Here is a 17,624-nt window from a genome sequence, read left to right as displayed (position 1 = left end):
CCGTGGCCTTGCACTCGATGCTCAGGCGCATGACCTGCCCACCTTCCAAATACGCTGGATCCGCTATGGGCTTTCCGTCCTTGTCCGCGATATTGGCAAAGATGGCATCCGTTTCCGGGAGTTTTTTTGGGGTTTGGCCTTGACCACCTTGCGCAGGCGGTAGCCATTCCGGTTCAGCACTTGGGCCATCGTGCTGGGCGATGGCAGGCCATCCTCCGGGAAACCTTGGGCGCATAACCGATCCAACGCCGCCGCCACGGTCAGCCGGGTATACGATAGCGCCGTACGGAAGGTCGGGTCTTGCTGACAATGCGATTCCGCCAATGCCCGGAGGGTCTGCGCCACATCTGGGTGCTTCTCCTCCCAGAGGCGGTTTCCGCAGTACGCTGCTTGCGCCCCCAGGCAAATCACGCCCGTGCGCTGTGCATTCAGCCCGAGTTCGATCGTGTCGCGATTCCAGCCAAACACCCGCTCTGCCCGGCGGGGACTGCGCCGGCAATATTTCAACGTCATCGCCGCCTGAAAGGAGCGGCGTTCCGCTCCGAGCATTTTCGAACTTGCCAGTCTCAGGTCTTCTATTTGGGACGTGCTCAGGGGCGCAACTGTCGGGGCGGAGGCGAACAGCATGATCAAGCTCAGTGGTTGAACAAGTGGAAGCCCCATTATACCTCAATGGGAATAACCTTTTTCGGAAATCCCTTAGCTCCCGTTCGTCTAGATTTTTATCCATCCAGGATAGGAGTAGCTTAGCAAGAAATGAATATTGTCTCTGAAAAAGCTCTAAGCCACTTGACGTTAAGGCATATACTTTACTCGGTCTACCACCTGTGCTTTCCAGCACAGCACTTTGAACAAAACTACTACCTCTCAGACTAGCAAGATGTTAATTTACAGCATTTCACGAGACGGCTAGGAAGTGAGATAATTCTTTCTATGGTTAAACCTTCGCGAGGATGGATTAAAGCGGTAAGAAGTGATTGCTGACGCTGACCCAAAAGTGACAAAGCAGACATCTTGATTAATATTTAAGTAAATATGATACGAATTCACCGCTTACTTTTTTAATCTTGGTATTAGCTATCGCTGTAGTAGGCTGCATTTTCCTGGCCGCTAGAATATTCTCAGAACAGCTAGCGCTATGGTCTATATTCATCGTACATGCCTTATTAGGTGCAACTGGTTTGATTATTGCTCATAATGACCATTTTAGAAGACTCAGGTGATGGGATCATCTTACTGCTGCGCTGGTCTTGCTTGTCATCGCGGCACTAGTTGGCTTCTATCTTGCTCTATACATGCAAAAGGCAATGTTGAACCAAAAAATATAGTTAATCATTCATGCTGACGTTGCTGTAGCAAGTTTCTTACGTTATTCAGCGTATTACTCTAAGATATAAAAGGAAACAATTACATGAAACACCCTGTACTTCCAATGTGAGTTCATTTCGCCATTGCGACTTGGTTTATCTCTACCATAGGAGATGCTGCAGGTTTATTCACAAATGAGCAGATAGTTGGATGGCTGGGGTTTACTTGTAATTGAAGTACTCACTGCACTATTTGCCATAATCATTGGTCTAATAAAACCAGGAAAATTGATCAACAAAGCCCAGCAATAAAGATTGCTAATAACCATATGATATTCAGTTGATTTTTTTTATGCGGCAAGCTTGTTTTTACGCCTAGAAGGAACGAATCCTAGTTAACCCAGGCATAATTACCATTAAATATCTACCATGGGGTTTATTCTTCTTTGTATTTCAGGATGGGGCTAGAAGGAAAATTGGTTTATAAACATAGGTCTAGCGTTCATTCTCACCATTCCTAAAAAATATAATACCCTTCCGCTAGTGTTTGATGATAGCATTAGCCACATTATCTTCGCTTACCGATGGAAGCGTATTTTGGATAGTCGACGGCAGTATTTCAGGTCTATGTTCTAAAGCTAATTCCAAAACTTGATCTATCCATTTTACAGGCTGAATCTTGAGTTTGCTTTTTATATTGATAGGAATTTCCTTTAAATCTTTAATATTATCTTCTGGGATTAGCACTGTCTTGATGCCACCACGATGAGCAGCTAATAATTTTTCTTTAAGTCCACCTATAGGTAATACCTCCCCACGCAGCGTTATCTCACCTGTCATAGCAACAGTAGCTCGAACGGGTATTCCCGTTAACGCAGAAACCATAGCAACGCAAATACCGATACCTGCGCTTGGTCCATCTTTTGGTGTGGCACCCTCTGGCAAGTGAATATGAATATCTTTTTTTAGATAAAAATCTTCTGGGATGCCAAGTATCGTCGAACGACTTCTAACCACCGATAAAGCCGCTTGAATGGATTCTTGCATCACTTCGCCTAATTTCCCTGTATTAATTGTCTTTCCCTTACCAGGTAATGCCACTGCCTCAATTGCCAGCAGCTCCCCGCCCACTTCTGTCCATGCGAGGCCAGTAACTTGTCCAATTTGGTTTTTTTCCTCTGCCCTGCCATAAGCATAACGATGGACGCTCAAGTAATTAACAAGATTGCGTGAATTAATCGTTACTTTCTCTTTGTTCGCCTTTTTTTGACTTAATATGACTCTTACCACTTTACGGCAAATCTTAGAAATTTCTCGCTCCATCGCCCGGACACCAGCTTCCCGCGTATAATGACGCACGATATCTCGTAGAGCAGATTCAGAGATTATGAGCTCTCCCTCTTCAAGCCCATGGTTTTTCATTTGCTTAGGCAATAGATACCGTCTGGCAATATTAAGTTTTTCATCTTCTGTATAACCTGATAACCGTATTACTTCCATACGATCAAGCAATGCTGGAGGAATATTTAATGTATTAGCCGTCGCAACAAACATGACATCTGACAAATCATATTCCACTTCAATGTAGTGATCTACAAAAGTACCATTTTGCTCTGGATCCAACACCTCTAATAATGCAGATGCTGGATCTCCACGAAAATCCATTCCCATCTTATCGACTTCATCCAATAAGAAGAGCGGATTTTTGACACCAACTTTAGTCATATTCTGCAGAATTTTACCTGGCATCGATCCTATATAAGTACGACGATGACCTCGTATTTCTGCCTCATCACGTACCCCTCCCAGAGACATCCGTACAAATTTCCGGTTAGTCGCACGAGCGATAGATCTCCCTAGAGAAGTCTTACCGACTCCTGGAGGGCCGACTAGACAAAGAATGGGTGCTTTTAGTTTGCTAACTCTTTGTTGTACCGCTAAATATTCAACTATTCTTTCTTTAATTTTTTCTAATCCGTAATGATCTTGCTCTAACACAGTTTCTGCCGCATGAAGATCCTTACAAATTTTGCTTTTTAGCTTCCATGGAAGCGAAACTAATGTGTCAATATAATTACGAACTACCGTCGCCTCAGCAGACATTGGTGACATAAGACGCAATTTCTTTAACTCTGACTCAGCTTTCACAAGTGCGTCTTTAGGCAGAGAGGCGGCTTTAATTCTTTTTTCGATCTCTTCTAGATCAGCTCCTTCTTCGCCTTCCCCCAATTCTTTTTGAATGGCTTTAACTTGTTCGTTCAAATAGTAATCGCGCTGACTCTTCTCCATCTGACGCTTAACTCTTCCACGAATACGCTTTTCTACTTGAAGAATATCAAGCTCCGTCTCCAACAAACCAAGCAAATGCTCTAACCGCTGCTGCACATCAAAAATTTCAAGTATTTCCTGCTTTTTCTCTAATTTCAGCGGCAGGTAAGCTGCAATAGTATCAGCCAGTCGTCCAGCCTCATCAATACCTGTAAGTGATGCCAGAATTTCAGGTGGTATTTTCTTATTTAATTTTACGAACTGATCAAATTGAGATATGAGAGCACGCCGGGCAGCCTCTATTTCTGGTGTATTAGCAGGTTCAATCGAGATCTGAAGTGCCTTTCCTGAAAAATAAGATTCGGAGTCGATAAATTCTAAAATACGCCCCCGATAACTTCCTTCTACCAGCACTTTAACAGTGCCATCAGGAAGCTTAAGCATTTGAAGAAGGCTCGAAACACAGCATATATCATAAAGATCGCGTGGTGTAGGATCATCCTTGGCCGCTGATTTCTGAGCCACTAGTAGAATATTCTTACCAGATTCCATCGCAAGTTCCAATGCCTTGATGGATTTTGGACGCCCGACAAATAGTGGAATCACCATATGTGGGAAAACAACCACATCACGTAATGGCAATAATGGCAAAATCAATTGATTGGATTCGTTATCGTTAGCTTCCGAAGTCATATTTGTACTTTAGATTAAACACCATTCGTCTATTATGGTGACATTCAAAAATATAGAATTAGATATACTAGAGTGTACAGTAATTATTTCATGTGCTTTTAAATTTGATGTTTTATACCAGCTTCACTCTAAATCTATTTATTTCACTTGGTCATCATCATTCTTTAAGCTTGTTTTGAATTCTTAGTAATCTTTGGTTGCTCTGAGTAAATCAAAATTGGTTTGATGTCACTATTTACAGATCCATGATCAATCACAACTTTAGAAACCTTCTCAAGAGAAGGTAAATCATACATGATATCAAGTAATATCTCTTCCAAAATTGATCGCAAGCCACGTGCACCTGTTTTACGCATCAATGCTTTCTTAGCTATTGCTTTGAGCGCTTGCTCCCGGAATTCTAATTCAACCCCTCCTTCCATGTTGAACAGTTTCCAGTATTGCTTGACTAGAGCATTTTTAGGTTCAGTTAAAATTTGGATTAGAGCAGTCTCATTAAGTTCATCTAATGTTGCAATGACTGGCAAACGTCCAACAAACTCTGGAATCAAACCATACTTAATTAGATCTTCAGGCTCAACAGCTTTTAATACTTCATTAATCTCTTTATGATTATTCCGGTTGATTATTTCAGCGCCAAAACCTATACCACCTTTTTCTGATCGAGACCGTATTATTTTATCGATGCCATCAAAGGCTCCTCCACAAATAAATAAGATATTGGTGGTATCTATTTGAATGAATTCTTGATTAGGATGCTTACGTCCACCTTGGGGAGGAACTAAAGCAGTAGTCCCCTCTATTAACTTTAACAAAGCTTGCTGCACACCCTCGCCTGAAACATCTCGCGTAATAGAAGGATTATCAGATTTACGCGAAATCTTATCTATTTCATCAATGTAAATAATACCGCGTTGAGCCTTTTCTACATCATAGTTACACTTCTGCAATAATTTCTGAATGATATTCTCAACATCTTCTCCCACATATCCTGCTTCGGTCAGCGTTGTTGCATCTGCAATAATAAATGGCACATCTAATAATCTTGCCAATGTTTGTGCTAGCAGCGTTTTACCGGAACCAGTGGGGCCAATTAAAAGAATGTTGCTTTTTGCAAGCTCAATATCATCAGTATCACTGATTTTAGTTAAATTTCTTAAACGTTTATAGTGGTTGTAAACAGCTACAGAAAGAATTTTCTTGGCTGATTCTTGACCGATAACATATTGATCAAGAATCTTACATATTTCACGAGGTGTGGGTAAATTAGATTTCACTAATTTCGTAGTTTCATTAAGTTGCATTTCCTCACGAATAATGTCATTACACAGATCAATACATTCATCACAAATAAACACAGACGGTCCCGCAATGAGCTTCCTCACCTCATGCTGACTTTTGCCACAAAAGGAACAATAGAGAAGTTTATCGCCATCCATTTTTTCAGACATAATTTGACTCCATGACCATTGAGCAATGCCACTTTAATAAAGAAATAAAACTATTCAAATCTAATTACACCTCTTCGGGCATAAACCCCATTCATTTCTTATAATCTCTACTGGTTAATACAGCGTCTACGAGACCATATTGTACCGATTCTTCAGCGCTAAAAAAATTATCACGATCCGTATCTCTTTCGATAGTTTCTATGGATTGACCCGTATGCTTAGCTAAGATATCATTCAAACGACTTTTCAGATACAAAATCTCTTTAGCATGAATTTCTATATCCGAGGCTTGTCCCTGAAACCCTCCCATAGGTTGGTGAATCATGACGCGAGAGTTAGGCAAACAAAAGCGTTTACCTTTTGCTCCAGCCGTCAACAATAAAGAACCCATACTTGCTGCCTGACCAATACAAAGTGTGCTGACATCCGGTTTTATAAATTGCATGGTATCGTAAATAGCTAATCCCGCAGAAACCAGACCACCAGGAGAGTTGATATAAAGATTAATATCTTTATCTGAACCTTCTGATTCTAAAAATAAAAGCTGAGCTACAATTAAGTTTGCTGACGCTTCAGTAACAGGCCCTACAAGGAAAATAATCCTTTCCTTTAATAATCGGGAATATATATCATAAGCGCGCTCACCTCTCCCACTGGTTTCAATAACCATTGGGACCAAACCTAAACCTCTCGTATCCAAAATAGCTTTCTCTCCTGATTAAGCTGATGCTTGAGAATATCCCATCAAATCTTCAAAAGTCATCTCTTGATCAATTACTTTAACTTGCTCCAATGCCCACGAAACGACATTATCTTCCAATACTAATGACTCAATCTCTCTCAAACGCTCAGGTGATGAATAATGCCACTTAATCACCTGTTCAGGGTTCTCATAACTCTGAGCATAATACTCTACACATTTCTTTGTCTGTTCCGGTGTAACATTCAAATTATGGAGTTTTACAATTTCAGCTAAAATTAAACCCAATTTCACTCGTCGCTCAGCTCTTTCCAAAAATATTTCAGGAGAGAGAGGAATATCCTTACCAGCTATCCCTTTTGCTGCAAGATTGTTTTTAGTATCCTGAATCAAATAGTTTACTTCTTGCTCAACTAAAACTCTGGGAGCATTACATACCGTCGTATCGAGTAAGCCCTGCATGATTTGTTCCTTCAGTTTTGCTCGTGTCCTTTGCACAACTTCACGCTCAAGGCTTAATCGAATCTCCTCATGCATTTTCTGTATGTTGCCATCTTCGATACCAAGTGATCTGGCAAACTCATTATCAATATCCGTCAATATAGGCGCCTCAACCTTGTTAAGCCTGATATCAAATGTAGCAAATTTTCCTGCAACTTCCTTATCATGATAATCAGCTGGAAAATTCATCTGAAAGGATTTATCATCTCCCGCGCTCATACCGATAATAGCATCTTCAAAATCTTTTAAAATATTTCCATCACCTAGAATCAAAGTAAAATCTTTTGCCGTGCCGCCATCAAATTCAACTCCATCGATCAGGCCTTTATAATCGATATTAACTCGATCATCAAGTGCTGCAGGACGCGCAGTCAATTCGTATTTGGCTCTCTGTTTCTGCAAGATATGTAATGTTTTTTCAACTTCCTGATCACCGATTTTTACGACAGGCTTACTGACATTAAGTGCACTCAGATCCCCAAGCCTTATATCCGGATAGACCTCAAATGTTGCACTAAATTCATAATGAGCATTATTTTCTTCAGACTGCTTAGCCTTAAAATGCGGGGCCCCTACAATTCGTAAACTTTGCTGCTGAATCGCTTCTTGAAAGTGCTTTTGCAACATTTCTCCCAGCACTTCCTGGCGCAATTGCGCACCAAATTGTTGAGCCACTATTTTTAGCGGCACTTTACCGGGACGAAAACCTTGTACTTTTACTTTCCCAGCCAAGCGCTTTAGACGGGCATCTAATTCCACTTGGATTTTTTCTTGAGAAATCGAAATATCAATATTTCGTTCCAGAGGATTGGGATTTTCAACGTTTGATTGCATTAAACCTTCCTAATAACCGCTACTAATAATTGCAAGACGAATAACTCGTTTTTATGTAGTTTAAACAGAAATGGACTCAATTTTGATTTTCTGGTGCGAAAGGGGGGACTCGAACCCCCACACCTCATCGGCGCCAGAACCTAAATCTGGTGCGTCTACCAATTCCGCCACTTTCGCGCCTTATGCTGCTTCTGTAATTTTTAATTATACCTTGTTATTCATAATATCACAGCCGGACTATTCTGCTTCTTGACAAGATATTATTTTACCGCTTATTCCCTTACTATCAGGACCCATGAAGAAAAGATAAGCTCTCATCAGATCATGAGGTTGAAGCAGTAGATGTTTTATCTCACCTGGGTGAGTTTTCATGCGCTGAGGTGAATGAACAGGGCCAGGAATGAGTGTATTGATCCGTAAATTTGGACATAATTCCCATTCTTCGGCTTGAATTTTAACTAATGCTTCTATACCTGCTTTAGCAACTGCAAATCCACCCCAGTAAGCAGAAGGTTCATGACCATGTGTATCTGATGTCATAATAACACCAGCATCAGAAGATGCTTTAAGCAATGGCAAGCAAGCGCGAGTAAGCGTAGCAGGTGCAAGTAAATTAACATGCATGGTTACTTGCCATTGCTCAAGCGTATGGTTCTCCAATGGCATGGGGCCAAAAGTAAAAGCAGCATTATGCAATATGCCATCTAATCTCCCCAGTTGTGATTCAATTGCATCAGCAATGGCTTGAAAATCTTTCTCGACCGCTTTCTCAAAATCAAAAGGAAAAATGACTGCCTCTTCTCTACCTAATGCTTGAATGTCATCATAGACATGTTCTAGTTTCTCAACTTTACGGCCATGCAAAATTACCGTAGCACCATGTGTTGCGTAAGCTATCGCAGCAGCTCGTCCAATCCCTTGCCCAGCTCCAGTAACTAAAATGACTCGCTTGCTAAGCAAATCTTTATCTGCTTGATAATGCTTTAAATTATTCATTGGAAATGTACAATAACTTGGAAAATGATTTATTTTATAACCATTCATGCAAATTAATTGCAATACCCTGCTATTGTTTGTTAAACAGAAAGAGAGGAAGGACAATTAATTCCTAAAAAGCTCTTAGATGCCGGACGAACAAATAATATATGAAGAGCTAATGTAAAAAAAATTAAACGCTACAGCATCAGAACTGAAGCAAATCTGCCGCTGTAGCGATCCTATCACATTTAAGAAGAATAGAACTACATATCCATGCCGCCCATACCGCCCATACCACCCATACCCGGAGCGCCATGACCAGCAGCTTCTTCTTTCGGCAACTCTGCTACCATGGCATCAGTGGTCAGAATGAGACCAGCAACAGAAGCCGCGTTTTGTAACGCGGAACGGGTTACTTTGGTAGGATCTAACACTCCCATAGCAACCATATCCCCATATTCTCCTGTGGCAGCGTTGTAACCAAAATTACCGCTACCTTCTTTCACTTTGTTTGCTACTACTGAAGGCTCATCACCACTGTTAGCCACAATCTGACGTAATGGTTCTTCTAATGCACGTAAAACAATTTTAATACCTGCATCTTGATCGTGATTTTCACCTTTCATTTCACTTATGGTGCCAATAGCGCGCAACAAGGCCACACCGCCTCCAGGGATGATTCCCTCCTCGACTGCTGCACGTGTGGCATGCAACGCATCTTCGACACGGGCTTTTTTCTCTTTCATCTCCACTTCGGTTGCAGCGCCTACTTTAATAACGGCTACCCCACCCGCCAATTTTGCTACCCGCTCTTGGAGTTTTTCCTTATCATAATCGCTCGTAGCTTCTTCGATTTGAGTACGAATTTGGGCCACGCGCGCCTCAATATTGTTAGCACTACCCGCACCATCGATAATGGTAGTATTCTCTTTTCCGATCTCGATGCGTTTAGCTTGCCCTAAATCTTCCAGTTTGGCTTTTTCAAGTGACAGCCCAACTTCCTCAGCAATCACGGTGCCGCCTGTCAGGATGGCAATATCTTCCAACATTGCTTTACGACGATCACCAAAACCTGGTGCTTTAACTGCGCAGGTTTTAAGTATTCCACGTATATTGTTCACTACCAGTGTAGCCAGCGCTTCCCCATCTACATCCTCAGCAATAATCAACAACGGTTTACCTGACTTGGCTACTTGTTCCAGTACTGGCAACAAATCACGGATATTGGAAATCTTCTTGTCGTGCAACAAAATATATGGGTTTTCCAGTAATGCGATTTGTTTTTCCGCACTACTAATAAAATAAGGAGAAAGATAGCCACGATCAAATTGCATACCTTCGACTACTTCAAGCTCATTTTGCAACCCTGAGCCATCTTCAACCGTAATGACTCCTTCTTTACCCACTTTTTCCATTGCCTCGGCAATGATCTTGCCTATTTCCGTATCAGAATTGGCTGAAATACTACCAACCTGCGCAATTTCCTTACTGGTGGAACATGGCTTGGAAAGTTTTTTCAGATCTTCAATGGTGGCTACAACTGCTTTATCAATACCACGTTTTAAATCCATCGGATTCATACCAGCTGCGACATAACGCATCCCTTCTTTTACGATGGATTGCGCCAATACTGTCGCGGTAGTGGTACCATCACCGGCCACATCAGATGTTTTGCTCGCGACTTCCTTAACCATCTGGGCGCCCATATTTTCAAATTTATCTTTCAGTTCGATCTCTTTCGCTACTGAAACGCCATCTTTGGTGATCGTGGGCGCGCCATAAGAACGCTCCAACACCACATTACGTCCCTTTGGACCCAAAGTAACCTTAACCGCATCTGCTAGAATGTTAACCCCATTGACCAAATTATGACGGGCCACATCCCCAAATCTTACTTCCTTTGCTGCCATAATCTTTCTCCTAAATTACAATTAATTATTTAATCGCTAGCAATCCTGAATCCAATTATCCTTCGATCACTCCCATGATGTCTTCTTCACGCATTACCAGGTATTCATCGCCTTTTATCTTAACGCTTTGGCCAGCGTATTTTCCAAACAGCACTTTGTCTCCCACTTTGACTTCCAGCGCGCGAATTTTCCCATCATCTCCCACTTTACCTTTTCCTACCGCAATAACCTCACCTTGATCTGGTTTTTCTGCCGCAGTATCGGGAATTACAATTCCAGAAGCAGTCTTGCGTTCTTCTTCCAACCGCTTGACAATAACACGGTCATGTAACGGACGAATATTCATAGTAGTTTCTCCTAATAGTGATTAAAAACATGAACATCAGTAAATTGATAATATTGACCTGGACACAGTAAGTCCTATCGAAGTGTTAGCAATAAACATAAGTATTATTAGCACTCATCACCGACGAGTGCTAATAATAGAATCTATTAATGGGAATTTCAAGTCAATGAGTAATAAAAATTTATCAGATCGTAGTCAACAAGCCGTTTGGCACCCCTGTACCCAAATGAAGCAGCATGAAAACCTTCCACTTATATCTATTAAAAAAGGACAAGGAGTCTGGCTATATGATTCCGATGGCAATCGTTATCTCGACACGATCAGCTCATGGTGGGTTAATTTGTTTGGTCATTGCCATCCCTATATTAATAATGCGCTGAATGATCAACTCAGCAAACTTGAACATGTCATGCTGGCTGGTTTCACCCATGAACCGGTGGTATTGTTATCAGAGCGCTTAAGTAAATTATCCCCAGGAGACCTGGGGCATTGCTTTTATGCCAGTGATGGCGCCTCGGCTACTGAGATTGCCTTGAAAATGAGTTTTCATTATTGGCAACAATGCGGCTTGACCCAAAAAACTGATTTTATTAGCCTGCAAAATGGCTATCATGGCGAAACTCTGGGGGCGCTTGCAGTGACCGATGTTGCCCTTTTTAAACAAATCTACGCCCCATTACTGCGACATACCCAGCATATGCCTTCGCCAGACTGGCGCAATGCTTCGCCAGGAGAATCCCCCAAGGATTATGCTTCAAGAGTCGCTAATGAACTGGAAAACTATCTAGCTGAACATCATGCATACACTGCAGCGCTGATTCTTGAGCCACTTATTCAAGGGGCTGCAGGAATGGCCATGTATCATCCCGCTTACCTCAAACGCGCTCGAGAAATTTGTGATAAATATCAGGTACATTTGATTGCTGATGAAATTGCGGTTGGATTTGGTCGGACAGGAACAATGTTCGCTTGCGAGCAAGCCAGCATCACCCCGGATTTTTTATGTTTATCCAAAGGATTGAGTGGCGGTTATTTGCCGCTTTCGGTCGTTTTAACCACGCCGAATATATTCCAGGCTTTTTATCATGATAAGACTTCACAGGCTTTTCTGCATTCACACTCTCATTCAGGTAATGCTCTGGCGTGTCGCGCAGCTCTGGCAACACTCGATCTATTCGAGCAGAACAACATTATTGCATCCAATCGCGCCAAAGCGAGCTATCTCAACCAATTATCGCAATCGTTGCAATCTCACCCAAGAGTAAAAAACTTCCGTAACTGTGGCATGATTTGGGCATTCGAAGTAATTACGGATGATCCTGACTTTACGAATACTTTTTTTAAAAAGGCACTCGACAAACAACTCTTACTGCGGCCACTCGGCAATACCGTATACTTTATGCCGCCATATATCATCAATGAGGAAGAAATGACATGGCTGGTAAAAAATGTTGCACTCATTCTAGATACATTTTGAGCTAAAAAAGGCAACTACCGTATGCAACTTACCTTTCTAGGCGGTGTCAGTGAAGTCACTGGCTCAAGCTATTTGATCGAAACAAGCCATACACGTTTTCTGGTTGATTGTGGCATGTTCCAAGGAGGGCGTGAGGCAGATCACAAGAATAGAGCTGCTTTCAATTTTGATCCAGAACAGATTGATTTCGTTTTGCTCACCCATGCTCACATTGATCACTCCGGCCTCCTGCCACGCCTCAGTTCTTGGGGATTCAGAGGCCCAGTCTTTGCCACTGAAGCGACTGTCGACTTGCTCAAAGTCATGCTCAAAGATAGTGCTTATATTCAGGAAAAAGAGGTTGAATGGCACAACAAAGCTAAACGACGTAAGCGCCAACTCTCCGGTTACGAGGAAGCCCCACTTTATACAGTAGCGCAGGCAGAAGCTTTTCTCAGGCAATTGCGTAGTGTGAACTATGAGGCAGAAATTTTACCCCACCCAACAGTACGCTGTCGATTCCGTGATGCAGGCCATATACTGGGTTCTGCCATTATTGAGCTATGGGTAGAATCTGGCAAAAAACAGAAGAAGCTGGTATTTTCAGGTGATCTGGGGCAGCCTGGCCATCCTATCGTGCGTGATCCAACGCCCATTCAACAGGCCGATATCCTGCTAATAGAATCAACCTATGGTAATCGCCTTCACAGAACGATGCTGGATACCATTGATGAGCTGGTACATGCCATTAATGACACACTGCACCGCAAAGGCGGCAATATCATCGTGCCTGCTTTTGCTGTAGGACGCACACAGGAATTACTCTTTCTACTAGTGGATCTCCACCGTCAAGGCAGGCTCGGAGAAATGAATATCTATGTAGACTCCCCCATGGCACTGGCAGCTACAGGTATTACTCTTCAGCATATCCATTTACTGGACAAAGAAGCAACCGAAACACTGCAGTGGTTCAACAATAGCGGCCATAAATTAAAAATAAATTTCATCCAAGAAGTTGAAGATTCGATCACACTCAACACAATACAGCAAGGCGCCATCATCATTTCGGCTAGTGGCATGTGTGAAGCGGGACGTATCAAATATCATCTCAAATATAATCTGCCCAGACCTGAATGCACCATACTCATCACGGGTTTTCAGGCAGCGGGAACACTGGGGCGCAGATTGGTTGACGGGGTAAAGCAAATACGTCTCTTCGGCGAAGAGTTACCTGTCCGCGCGGACATCTATACTATTGGAGGCCTTTCTGCGCATGCGGATCAAGCAGGCTTACTAAACTGGCTAAGTTACTTCAACCAAGCGCCAGAAAAAACCTTTATTGTTCATGGCGAACCGGGCAATGCTGCGGCCTTAGCGAGCGCTATCGAACAAAAGCTCACATGGCACGCCACCGTACCACAACGATTAACCTCGATTCCACTTTAAAACCACAAGCTAAAATGCCACATTCCAGAAATATACATTAAACCGCCAATGAGCTATCAATTACACTCACGAAAAAATGCCCGGTATTTATTCATGCCAGCCGTAGATGAAGGTTTCCTACTTCAATTAATTGTAAAGCGCTGAACTTGGACTGTGGGAACGTATCTATCAACATCCTGATCTATACCTGACCGATAAGACGACTTGGATGCTGTGTAAACATTCCACTTGAGCAATGGTACGGTTTTGCTTAGTTCAGACACTTTCAAACTAATCGGCCATATTCAAGTTCATTAAGGTTCAGCTTCCTTACTCAGAGAGAAGTTGATATTTTTTGACTGCCAGACTGCCTATTTGCTTACCCATCGCTGCACCCACCATACCTGAGTTACGATAGTGCACCCCATCATAAATACGTGCATTGATCACTTCCTGCATCAAATCCTCGATGCTTGTCCAGCTTCGCACCGCATCTCCTGCGGCATGACTGGTTGTAGTCAATAATGGTATGGGGCCTGCCCCAATTTCCGCTTGCAACACAGTACCCACAGCCGCAGCCACAATACAATGCGCGCAAGGATACTCGGGATGCATGGGAGTATCAATAAAAGGGAGCCAGGATGAGTCTCTTTCTGTTGCATCATTATCATCGATATCCCCATTGCGAATTGCAGTGATGGGTCGCCAGAAACCATAATAATATTTAGCATCAAATACAGCTATCAACGCATCATCCGATGCTTGCGTGACTGTCGCAAACAAGCGCGCGTTCTGCGTAATGTCCCTTCCATGAGCATTCGCCACTGAGCGCACGATGCCGTGATAAATCGGTGGCATAACTTCTTCCCAAAAACGGGCAACTTCGGTCTGCTGGGTAGTACGCGGCTGACTATCCTTACGACCGAGCGCTTTGACCTCATTATAATCACGCGCCCATAATTCGCTTCCCAATGCAGGGGGTGGCCCCGGGCGAAACTGAGCAGGGCTCGTCATCAGCCAAGGTTTACGTTGCGCCCATTGCGGGGCTTCTGGAATAATGGTTGGCACATACACACCTGGACTTGTATATGGGCGATAAGTTTCTAACGTAGCTGCGCCATCATGCGCACGCAAAGTTAGAATCTCCGCTGCCGCTTTCTCGCCTACAGCAATACCCGCTGTTTTTGATCGTCCCCCAGCAATCGCTTCAAGCGCAGCCTCATAGGCTTTCTCAATTACAGCTTGTTGGGATGGCACGAACCTTGACAAAATCGCATGGTTCACAGCGGCCACCGCAGCTTCAACTGAAGCTCCTGGGGCAGCTGTTAGCTTCAGATCACTTACTGGATACCGCTGAGTGATTGCATTGGTCGCTTCATAGACAGCCGCCTGCACCATTGCTAGTATCCGCTCAGCGGGCAAAGGCCCGACATTGCCATTAATAACGATATCACCAGCCAGCTGGTTCCATTCGGTTACTGCATCTGCTTGTACGCGCGAAATTGAAAATAACGAAATGACAGCCATCAATAATGCTATCTGTTGGCATGTGATGATACTCTTCATACTGACCCTCACTTTTTAATCCAATACTAAATTATAATTATGTAGTTATCAGAGCATATTGTCCTGAATTCAAGCAAGATTATTGCGGCTGTAAGCTTCTCAAAAAACTCACGATTTTCTTTTATTCGCTAAGAATGGCTTAGAGAAGGGGATCAGCTCATCATTGACTCTATCTCATCAATTGACTGCTCACTTATTAAGTATAAGTCTGCCTCTGAAAGTACCTCACACGCCTGCTAAGCAGCTCTATCGACGATAAAAGGAACAAGAATATTAAACCTGTTCGTCCAGCAACCCCCTTTTTCTAATAATTCAAACCACTACCTCGCATCCTGTAATTTGATTCTCAGCAAGGCTAATTTCAGGCCTCATTGTCTGGTTTTTTGTGAAGCTCTGCCAAGGGGTAAGGCCAGAAACGCTGCATAGCAATAAAAGTAAACGAAGCAGACCAGGTAATCATTGCCAGACCAACCAGACCCTCCGCAGCAGTGAGCATCCGTATTGCGCCAACAGGCACTAAATCTCCAAAACCAACAGTTGTGTATACCACAGACGAGTAATAAATGTAGTCGATAATATCACCATTTTCTATGCCCCTTATATGACCATACTCAGCACTCCGATGGGCAATCATGAATCCAAAAGCGAAGATCCAGATTTCCAGTATATGCGCTATCAGCAAGCCAAACATTACCAACAACACACCACTACGTTTGTGTACATGCGCTCCCACAGCACGTCCAAGAAAACGTAAAGCTTCATAATGAAGTATCACGCAGAACGCCACAATGATTGCAGATATCAGCAAAATAACGAAATGGTGAACATGTTCATCCATATGACTGCGGCCCTAACACCTTCTTAGCTACGTTAAAATTAAAAAACATGCATGGCATTCAACCATTATTGATACTCTATTCATACACTAGCTCATAGAGCTCCCCCTCATCGTAACTCGCAGCCAACACAAAGCATTTGATTAATTCCAAGCACCTGCCTCTTTTCAGTCTTGCTGAGAAATACGATCACCACGTTCACGCATCAACCAATAAGTGATACCAACAGCCAGAGTAATAGCAGCCAAACCAAACAATGCCTCTGCCGGAGTAGTTTTACGATCCAGAATGATGAATTTGCGAGCCAGCGCAAGCAAGGCAATCAGCAACACGACCTTCGTTTGGATGATGCTTTGCTGGCGGGTAACAACGTATTGCAGCGTATGATTGAATTCCAGCGCAATCAATAATGTCATGATCTGGCCAAAAACGGTTTGTAAAACCGTATACTCAAGCGGATTCAATGCACCAAACACCAACCCGCTAACCACTCCAATGAATAAACGGAAAAGGGCCACCATAATTACAAGCGTAATCATAAATGTAAGTATGAGCGCTACTATGCTCTCGAAACGTTGGTAAAACGTTTGAGTCGACCACTGGTCTATCATCAAGCGCCATCTTCATAACATCTCTCTCATTCTCTCGTATCCGTTTCCAAGATTTTATTTGACATAGAAAGTAGTTTGATGCAAAGCATCAGACTGAACGTTAAGGTGCATTATTTTGCGTATATATGTAAGGATTATGAATTTCCAAGAACCATTCTGGATTTTGCAATTTTACAAAACCATTTTGTTCATACAGACCATGTGCATCTAGCGTTGCCAGCATCCAACGGCGTAGCCCCTTCAATTCAGGATGCAGAAGAATACAAGAAATCAGCCATTTGCCGAGGCCACGCCCTCTATAATCTGGCACAATAAACACGTCAGCTAAATAGGCGAAGGTAGCGCAATCCGTAATGGCACGCGCAAAACCGATCTGCTTCCCATTGTGATACAAGCCGAAGCAAAGCGAATGATTGACTGATTTTTCTACGGTTGATCTAGGGATATGCTTTGCCCAATAAGATACTTCGCATAAAAAATCATGGATCATTTCTATGTCGAGGTCTTCTCGATTATCCGTCACTGTGAATTCATCTTGCTGCCATTTCATTGATGATTCTCTTTTTAATTCTCAAGTTTCGGGGTTTAAAATCAAATAAAATTTCACTGATCACTCCTATCCAAGGCTTCTCGCTGCAAGGTAAGGCAATCTAATTGCAGAGCTTGCACAAAGAATTGATTTATGTGCGCTTCAATTACTTCCATGATTTGTTCAACGCGACAGCCAAGCTGGTGCTTGATG

14 protein-coding genes and 1 tRNA gene are annotated in these 17,624 nt (G+C 42.8%); 2 read left to right on the top strand and 13 right to left on the bottom strand.

The annotated features are described in order from the left end of the window. Positions 1-63: 63 nt before the first annotated feature. The 9 genes from BM283_RS14425 to groES all read right to left on the bottom strand — a co-directional run bounded on the left by BM283_RS14425 (position 64) and on the right by groES (position 10,988). Positions 64-513: an ISAzo13-like element transposase-related protein gene (locus BM283_RS14425; protein WP_368086446.1), complete on the bottom strand. Its 450-nt coding sequence runs from the start codon at positions 511-513 to the stop codon at positions 64-66. A 1,334-nt stretch (positions 514-1,847) separates the two neighbouring features. Then, on the bottom strand, positions 1,848-4,268 hold the full coding sequence (gene lon, locus BM283_RS14415; protein ID WP_090694317.1) for an endopeptidase La: 2,421 nt from the start codon (positions 4,266-4,268) through the stop codon (positions 1,848-1,850). Between the two features lie 164 nt (positions 4,269-4,432). After that, a complete protein-coding gene (gene clpX, locus BM283_RS14410) occupies positions 4,433-5,719 on the bottom strand; it encodes an ATP-dependent Clp protease ATP-binding subunit ClpX (RefSeq protein ID WP_046849539.1) in 1,287 nt (428 codons plus the stop codon). Between the two features lie 91 nt (positions 5,720-5,810). Next, positions 5,811-6,389 (bottom strand): ATP-dependent Clp endopeptidase proteolytic subunit ClpP, encoded by a 579-nt coding sequence (clpP, locus tag BM283_RS14405; protein ID WP_082110549.1) that lies wholly within the window; start codon positions 6,387-6,389, stop codon positions 5,811-5,813. Positions 6,390-6,437: 48 nt separating this feature from the next. After that, complete coding sequence (tig, locus tag BM283_RS14400; protein WP_090694315.1) at positions 6,438-7,754, bottom strand: trigger factor; 1,317 nt, start codon at positions 7,752-7,754, stop codon at positions 6,438-6,440. A 91-nt stretch (positions 7,755-7,845) separates the two neighbouring features. Then, positions 7,846-7,931 (bottom strand) — tRNA-Leu (locus BM283_RS14395). A 60-nt stretch (positions 7,932-7,991) separates the two neighbouring features. Then, on the bottom strand, positions 7,992-8,750 hold the full coding sequence (locus BM283_RS14390) for an SDR family NAD(P)-dependent oxidoreductase (protein WP_090694319.1): 759 nt from the start codon (positions 8,748-8,750) through the stop codon (positions 7,992-7,994). 245 nt (positions 8,751-8,995) lie between these two features. Next, positions 8,996-10,642, bottom strand: a complete 1,647-nt coding sequence (groL, locus tag BM283_RS14385; RefSeq protein WP_090694313.1) for a chaperonin GroEL — start codon at positions 10,640-10,642, stop codon at positions 8,996-8,998. Positions 10,643-10,697: 55 nt separating this feature from the next. Beyond that, positions 10,698-10,988, bottom strand: a complete 291-nt coding sequence (gene groES, locus BM283_RS14380; RefSeq protein ID WP_046849543.1) for a co-chaperone GroES — start codon at positions 10,986-10,988, stop codon at positions 10,698-10,700. 166 nt (positions 10,989-11,154) lie between these two features. Between groES and bioA the strand changes: the two genes are divergently transcribed. Continuing rightward, positions 11,155-12,465 carry an adenosylmethionine--8-amino-7-oxononanoate transaminase gene (bioA, locus tag BM283_RS14375; protein ID WP_090694310.1) on the top strand — a complete coding sequence of 437 codons (1,311 nt, stop codon included), beginning with the start codon at positions 11,155-11,157 and terminating at the stop codon, positions 12,463-12,465. Between the two features lie 21 nt (positions 12,466-12,486). Then, complete coding sequence (locus BM283_RS14370; RefSeq protein WP_090694309.1) at positions 12,487-13,890, top strand: MBL fold metallo-hydrolase RNA specificity domain-containing protein; 1,404 nt, start codon at positions 12,487-12,489, stop codon at positions 13,888-13,890. 309 nt (positions 13,891-14,199) lie between these two features. Here BM283_RS14370 and BM283_RS14365 read toward each other — a convergent pair whose 3' ends face one another. The 4 genes from BM283_RS14365 to BM283_RS14350 form a co-directional block, all read right to left on the bottom strand. Further along, positions 14,200-15,435 carry a vanadium-dependent haloperoxidase gene (locus BM283_RS14365; protein WP_090694307.1) on the bottom strand — a complete coding sequence of 412 codons (1,236 nt, stop codon included), beginning with the start codon at positions 15,433-15,435 and terminating at the stop codon, positions 14,200-14,202. Between the two features lie 361 nt (positions 15,436-15,796). Next, entirely contained in the window at positions 15,797-16,273 is a 477-nt protein-coding gene (locus BM283_RS14360) for a potassium channel family protein (protein ID WP_090694305.1), read from the bottom strand. A 165-nt stretch (positions 16,274-16,438) separates the two neighbouring features. Further along, positions 16,439-16,882, bottom strand: coding sequence for a phosphate-starvation-inducible PsiE family protein (locus BM283_RS14355; protein ID WP_090694303.1), 444 nt, complete (start codon positions 16,880-16,882; stop codon positions 16,439-16,441). A gap of 100 nt (positions 16,883-16,982) precedes the next feature. Beyond that, positions 16,983-17,432, bottom strand: coding sequence for a GNAT family N-acetyltransferase (locus BM283_RS14350; RefSeq protein ID WP_090694301.1), 450 nt, complete (start codon positions 17,430-17,432; stop codon positions 16,983-16,985). Between the last annotated feature and the right edge of the window lie 192 nt (positions 17,433-17,624).

Origin of the sequence: Nitrosomonas sp. Nm34 (genome assembly GCF_900113925.1) — a bacterium.
Taxonomy (GTDB): Bacteria; Pseudomonadota; Gammaproteobacteria; order Burkholderiales; family Nitrosomonadaceae; genus Nitrosomonas.
The sequence above is the reverse complement of the archived record's forward strand: the minus strand, read 5'-3'. Positions and strand labels throughout refer to the sequence as shown.